Source organism: Variovorax sp. P4_D9 (genome assembly GCF_056401695.1).
This window is the reverse complement of record NZ_JBFUIU010001276.1, coordinates 1-1836: the sequence shown is the minus strand read 5'-3', so window position 1 is coordinate 1836 and position 1836 is coordinate 1. Positions and strand designations below refer to the sequence as shown.

The following is a 1836-nucleotide window of genomic DNA, read 5'->3' as shown; positions in this document are numbered from 1 at the left end:
GTTCTACGTCGACGTCCTTGGATTCCAGGAGGGTTTTCGACCTCCGTTCAAGTTTCCCGGCCTCTGGCTCTACCGCGACGGCGACGGCGACGAGGCGGATTTCGGAGTGGTCCACATCATCGGCATCGACCGTGACGACCCCGAAGGCCTGAAGGCCTACCTTGGCGACAAGGCCGAGGAGTCGCTGCACGGAAGCGCCGCGGTCGACCATCTGGCCTTCCTCGCGACCGACCTGGTCGAAATGCATCGGCGCCTGCACGTCGCCGGCCTCGCGTTCCGCGAGCGCACGGTCCCGAGCCTTGGCCTGCACCAGGTTTTCGTGGAAGACCCTTCCGGCGTGACCATCGAACTCAACTTCCCGGCAGAAGAAGCCCTCGCGCACGGCTGAGCCCGAGCCACACATGGAGACTGCGATGAAAGAGACAAAGACGGCGATGGTGATTGGCGGCTCGCTCGGTGGGCTGTTCGCGGCGAACCTCCTGCACCGTGCGGGCTGGGACGTTCACGTCTACGAGCGCGTGGCCGAGGAGCTCGAAGGGCGCGGCGCGGGCATCGTGACCCATCCGGAATTGCTGGAAGCGCTGGGCCAGGCCGGCGTGGTTATCGACGACTCGATCGGCGTGACGGTGAAGGAACGCGTCACGCTCGGACGCGACGGTTCGGTTGTGGGCACGCGCCCGATGCCCCAGATACTCACCGCTTGGGGCCGGCTTTACAGCGTTCTGAAGGCCGCCTTCCCGATCGAGCGATACCACAATGGCAAGCACCTCGCCTCGTTCCAGCAGGGCGAGGAGGACGTCACCGCCACGTTCGCCGATGGCTCCCAAGCAAAAGCATCTCTGATGATTGCCGCGGACGGGTTCCGCTCGTCGGTGCGCCAGGCGCTCATGCCCCAAGCCAAGCCGCAGTACGCCGGCTACATCGCCTGGCGCGGTCTTGTTGAAGAGTCGGTGCTGTCGGAGAGGACGCTCAAAGAGCTTTTCCCGTACTTCGCGTTCGGCCTCCCGCCGCGCGAGCAGATGATTGCCTATCCCGTTGCCGGCAAGAACAACGCCGTGGAGGAGGGGGCGAGGCGCTTCAACTTCGTCTGGTATCGCCCGGCGGACGCGGCGACCACTCTGAAGGACATGGTCACCGATGCCGACGGCAAGGTGTGGCACGACGGCATTCCGCCGCCGCTCATCCGCACGGAAATTCTTGAGCAGGCGCGCCAGGCTGCCCGCGATGTCCTGGCGCCGCAGTTCGCCGAAGTGGTCGAGAAGACCGAGAACCTCTTCTTCCAACCGATCCTGGACCTGGAAACGCCGCAACTGGCCTTCGGCCGCGTCGCGCTTCTCGGCGATGCAGCTTTCGTCGCGAGACCGCATTGCGGCATGGGCGTGACCAAGGCGGCCGGCGACGCCGTGGCGTTGCTGGAGGCGCTCACCCGGAACGGTGACGTACCGGACGCGCTCAAGGCCTACGAACGCCCTCGTGTCGACTTCGGTGGGTTCATCGTCAACCACGCTCGAGCCCTGGGGGCGTACATGCAAGCGCAGCTCCTCACGGAGCACGAGCGCGAGATGGCCGAGCTATACCGGACGCCGGAGGCCATCATGAAGGAAACCGCGGTCTCCCCGAAGCAACATTGAGCGAAGCTGCGATGTCGACGAGTCAGCGTTCGGACGAAATCACACTGCGCTTTCTGGCGCAACCTGGCACCGTGAACTTCGGTGGCAAGGTGCACGGCGGAACGGTGATGTCTTGGATTGACCAGGCAGCCTACGCAGTAGCGACGACGTGGGCTCAGCGCTACTGCGTGACCGCCTACGTTGGTGGCATTCGCTTCGTGAACCC

The 1836-nt window shown here is 64.9% G+C and carries 3 protein-coding genes; all 3 read left to right on the top strand.

What is annotated here, in order from left to right:
* The coding region (locus AC1DY5_RS53895; RefSeq protein ID WP_478122402.1) for a VOC family protein at nucleotides 1-388 on the top strand (388 nt) is incomplete at its 5' end.
* 25 nt (nucleotides 389-413) lie between these two features.
* On the top strand, nucleotides 414-1631 hold the full coding sequence (locus AC1DY5_RS53890; protein ID WP_478122401.1) for an FAD binding domain-containing protein: 1218 nt from the start codon (nucleotides 414-416) through the stop codon (nucleotides 1629-1631).
* Nucleotides 1632-1642: 11 nt separating this feature from the next.
* On the top strand, nucleotides 1643-1836 hold a 194-nt coding region (locus tag AC1DY5_RS53885; protein WP_478122403.1), incomplete at its 3' end, for an acyl-CoA thioesterase.